The organism is Treponema sp. R80B11-R83G3 (genome assembly GCF_054786115.1).
The window spans coordinates 1-4511 of the sequence record NZ_BDHF01000104.1 but is presented as its reverse complement, the minus strand read 5'-3'; the positions used below and the strand labels follow the sequence as shown (position 1 = coordinate 4511).

4 protein-coding genes are annotated in these 4511 nt (G+C 43.3%); 1 reads left to right on the top strand and 3 read right to left on the bottom strand.

Annotation, left to right across the window (positions count from 1 at the left end; translation table 11 throughout):
- The 3 genes from ACYVRH_RS10970 to ACYVRH_RS10960 form a co-directional block, all read right to left on the bottom strand.
- The coding region (locus ACYVRH_RS10970) for a sugar-binding protein (protein WP_461256954.1) at window positions 1-535 on the bottom strand (535 nt) is incomplete at its 3' end.
- Between the two features lie 29 nt (window positions 536-564).
- Entirely contained in the window at window positions 565-1470 is a 906-nt protein-coding gene (locus ACYVRH_RS10965; protein ID WP_461256953.1) for a permease, read from the bottom strand.
- Window positions 1471-1516: 46 nt separating this feature from the next.
- Window positions 1517-3946: a [Fe-Fe] hydrogenase large subunit C-terminal domain-containing protein gene (locus tag ACYVRH_RS10960; RefSeq protein ID WP_461256952.1), complete on the bottom strand. Its 2430-nt coding sequence runs from the start codon at window positions 3944-3946 to the stop codon at window positions 1517-1519.
- A gap of 258 nt (window positions 3947-4204) precedes the next feature.
- Here ACYVRH_RS10960 and ACYVRH_RS10955 point away from each other — a divergent pair, with 258 nt between their 5' ends.
- The gene (locus tag ACYVRH_RS10955; protein WP_461256951.1) at window positions 4205-4366 is read left to right on the top strand and encodes an energy-coupling factor ABC transporter permease; all 162 of its coding nucleotides are present in this window, start codon (window positions 4205-4207) and stop codon (window positions 4364-4366) included.
- Window positions 4367-4511: the final 145 nt, after the last annotated feature.

The window sequence follows — 4511 nt, the reverse complement described above, 5'->3', positions numbered from 1 at the left end:
TGATGCCGTCAAAATTCATGTGGTAGGTAAAAAAGTTATTTCCTCCATCAGAGGTACGGATGCCGCCGGAAGCGTTCTCATCAATAAACAATTCCAGACAATCATTTTTCTCAGGGCTTTGAGTCGGGTTAGTAGCGGGCGTATATATTATGTCGTCTATAATTTCCGCTAAAATATACAGCCTGTCCGCCGTCCATACCACCTTAAACCTTCCCGAAAAATCAGCGGTTTTTGGTATTGCGCCGTTTGAGTCAACTGCGGCTCCAGTGGGAAGACTCTTCGGCGGTTGATACATCCACGCGTATTTAATATCCTGCCAGTTTGCCTTTGCCCATGCCGCGTCGTTGCCGTTTCCATCTATTACAGGCGGAGTTTCAGTAAAGTAGGCAATAAAATCGTCCTGCCCAAGGGTGATGGTTTCATCATCGGTATCATGGTTGTCAGTATTATCCCGATTGTCCGTGTCGTCCTTGTCTTTGCAAACGGTAAAACACGCCGTAAGAATAATTGCTAATAAGAATAGAATCTTTTTCATAACATTCCTTCTATAATAATAACGCCAATCTACACATAAACCAACCCCATTAATACCGCTGAAACAATAAGGAACAGGCAATACCCAACTAGGAACAAGGGGGTAAACAATGTTGCCATAGCGATAAGCGGCGTAGGGCGTGTGGCGGGGCCGACTATAAAAAAGGCGAGCGCGGTTCCTTTGCCCATGCCGTTAATCACCATAGCGCTGACAAGCGGTATTGCGGCTCCGCCGCAGGGAGACAGGGGTATGCCCAATAAAGCTCCGGCGAGTATGGACTGTATACGCCCCGCCCGGAAAGCGGTATATATCAGGTCTTTTGGTATATACATCTCCACAACCACGCCCAGAAATATGCCGATGAGCAGGTAGACCCCTAAATGTTTTAAATTCATTAAACAGTTGATAAAGTATTGCTTAACGATGAATAATTTTTTTTCCCGGTTTGCGATTCTTTCGCAGGCATCGTTGTAAAAATTTATGCTTTTTCTAACCATAAATTTTTCGGGAATGAGATACGACAACATTCCCACAGAGAAACTGAACAGAAATACGGCAAGCGTGCGGGCAATCGCCATTTCCATTCCGATGCCGCCGGCAGTCATGATAAAAAGCTGCGGGTTCATCAGCGATGAGGCGGCAAGGAAAGCTATAAGCGGCGCAATATGCACCTTGCTTTTGTACAGTTCAATCACTACTGGGATTGTCCCGTAAGTGCAAAGCGGCGATATAATGCCGATGATTGACGCTGATACTACCGAGACCACCGGCGACTTGGATACCCATCTATAAATAATTTTTGTCCATGAAGTAAATTTTAAAAGCTCGCCAACCATCACTCCGCCGACCAGATACGGAAAAAGGCTAAGTAATGTTTTCCAACATTTATAAAGGAGCCATGGGAATTCCGCTAGAATCCATTGCAAGATTTGCATTTTACCCGTTTATATCTCCTAAATTTAATTCCTCCGACACAAAAAATTAATTTACCAATCTTGCTACCCTTTCAAGCAGTTCTTCTTTACTTAGAGGCTTTTGCATGTAATCAACCGCGCCAAGTTCCTCCGCTTTGTCCTTGTCCTTCTGGTCACTTGATGACGTGTATATCGCTATCGGGGTTCGGTGTAAGCTGCTGATGTTACGTATTCTGGTAAAGGCGTCCCAACCTCCCATTCCGGGCATACCCAAATCCAATAAAACCAAATTAGGAATATACCCCTGTAAGAACAAGTCCAAAGCCGCATTGCTGGATTTGGCTGCGGTAACATTGTATTCACTTTTCAGCTCGCTTTCTGTCATGGCAAGGACAGTTTCATCATCATCAACTACAAGAATCTTTTTCTTTGACAGCATTGTCAAGTTATACATTGCCGTGCGTAGTCTTTCCGTCATTTTCAGTATTTCGGCATAGTCGGTTTTTACCATGTCGCTTTGGCTTTGAAGACTGTCCAACGCTGTTGTAATTTCACCGCTATGCGCCGACAGTTCGCTAAAGGTATTGATCAAACCGGAAATTGTTTCAGCAAAACTGCCGATTTCTTTTGCCATTCCGGTAATTCTGTTGCCTGTGTCATCGGATTGTTTTTCGGTAACTGCTATTCCGTCAATGATGCTTTTCAACGTCTGGGAAATGTTCCGCGAATTTTCCCGTGTGCTGTCAGAAAGTCTGCGTATCTCGCCGGCAACCACTCCAAAGCCCCTGCCCGCCTCACCGGCATGAGCTGATTCAATTGCCGCGTTCATTGACAGCAGGTTAGTGTTAGCCGCTATCGCGCTGATTATTTTAATCGCCTGCGCTATGCCGTCCACCGATTTGGAAATATCTTCAACCGATTGAATTGTACTTCGCATGGACTCTTGGCCTTTGGTAGCGTCTTCTATCAACCCTTTTATGGACTCTTGTTTTTTTCGGGACATTTCCGAAGTATCCTTGAGCGAGCTTATCATTTTTTCGGTTGCCACCGTAGATTCAGCTATTGTTTCCGCTTGCGTACTGATAGCTGCGTTCAATTTATTTATTAATCTGTTTATTCCCTCAATAATCTCTGACGCGCTTCTAATGTGATCCTCAAGCTGACGGTTAAGTTCTTCGGTATTGGTTTTTTCCGTGAGCAAGGCAAGAATATAATGGGCGCAATTTTCCGGTTTGTTAAGTTTGTTGTAAATTGCCGTTGCCATTGATTTGCAATTTCCGTAACCGCAACAAGTACAGTTGTATATATCTTTCTTGTCGAATTTCTTCATGGTATGGAAGATTTTAGTTATTTCGTCCTCGCTGGGATGCTTAATTGTATTGTTCTGGGAAAGATCAGTGTAGCTACGGTTATAAAGGCCCTTCTTCCAGTACTTGTTCAAAACATCGTTGTATTTTTTGTATGGGTCTTTTCCTTTTGGGGGGTAATGTTGATCTTCTTCCAGTTTAGCCACGCGTTTTCGCACGGGGTCTTCAAGCATAGCCAGCGGTTTTTCTGCATTCCCCGTACCTGGTCCGCCGTTACAGCCTTTTTCGCAATTCAAGCAGTCAATCAACAACGGCAGTTTGGCATTGGTGTCCAATACTTTGGGAAGTTCCTCCAAATAAGGATAGATGGAATATACTCCCTCAATTTTGAGGGTACGCCGCCTAATCCCCGGTTCAAAACGTTCTGCGGTATCCAACAGTCCTCCGGGAATTGGAAACCCCGCCGCCCGTTCCGCGCTCAATCCGGTATATGCTACCGATGGAAAAGAGGAAAGATTTTTCCCCTCATCCTCCAGAAGTTTTTTTAACGAAAGCATCGTAACGTTGTAGTCTCCCATGCCGGTTGCGTCATATTCCCGCCGTTTAGCAATGCAAGGGGAAATTACCGCTATTTTATGATCTTTATATTGAGGATAATATTCTTTGATCATTTTTATTGTGTGCAAAATAGGGCTGTCCGCCGGAGCAAGATAGGGAATTAATTTGGGATAGTAAATTTCGATAAAGGTGACAATTGCCGGGCATGGCTGTGAAATGATCATGCGTGGATTTTTTTCTCTGATATAGTTGATATAAGACAAGACAGTAAGCTCCGCCCCAAGGCTCACGTCAAAAATAGCTTCAACGCCCATAGATTTAAGGTAGCCGTTTAAATTGAGATATTGATCGGTAAAGAACGAAGCGACAGCCGGCGCAACCACGGCAATGGTTTTTTTATTCTGTTTCAAGTCGTCCATGAAACGGTTGGTGTCATCTATAAAGGTTCTTGCCTTATGGGTACAGGCATGAATGCAGTTTCCGCAGCCGATACAGATGTCGTGATTTATCAGAAGTTTTTTTCCCGAACCGTCCATGCAGTATTTAACCGGGCAAATTACAATGCAGGCATAACAGTTAATGCACTTTTCTTCATCAATCCGTATAACCGGAGCAAGCGCTGTTTTTCCCATTTTTAAGCCCCCATTTTTAGTATATATTAATTATATTATATAGAATGATGTTTATTCAATACTGTTATTAACGTTTTGGCGTTACGCAGGCGCAAAGGAATAAGAAGCTTGACAATCTTTCCTGACTTTTGATAAAATACCATATAATCCATACCATAAAGGTATGACCCGTATCTGCAATTTTTCCATAAAAATAGAACGATGCCATGAAGGTGTCTTGCGTCTCAGAAGCAACGCAAAGGAGGAATAATTATGCACATGGCAGATTCTTTACTGTCCCCAGTTGTGGGAACGGCAATGTACGCTGTAAGCGCCGCGACTATTGGTTATTCGGTTTCAAAAATCAAAAAAGACGATTTATGCGAGAAAAAAATCCCCATTATAGGCGTAATGGGCGCGTTTGTTTCGCCGCGCAGATGATCAACTTTACCATTCCCGATAAAGTTACATAAAATAATATGCTATAAAAGCAAACAACATTTAACAGGAGCGTTAAGGAAAAACAATGGAAGAACCGTCCCGTGTTTTTCAGAAACACGAAAAGTTAAAACAGTATTTTCGCGAA

Coding starts and splice junctions, on each gene's coding strand:
- ACYVRH_RS10965 (WP_461256953.1), bottom strand. CDS start 1,470: ATGCAAATCTTGCAATGGATTCTAGCGGAATTCCCATGGCTCCTTTAT.
- ACYVRH_RS10960 (WP_461256952.1), bottom strand. CDS start 3,946: ATGGGAAAAACAGCGCTTGCTCCGGTTATACGGATTGATGAAGAAAAG.
- ACYVRH_RS10955 (WP_461256951.1), top strand. CDS start 4,205: ATGGCAGATTCTTTACTGTCCCCAGTTGTGGGAACGGCAATGTACGCT.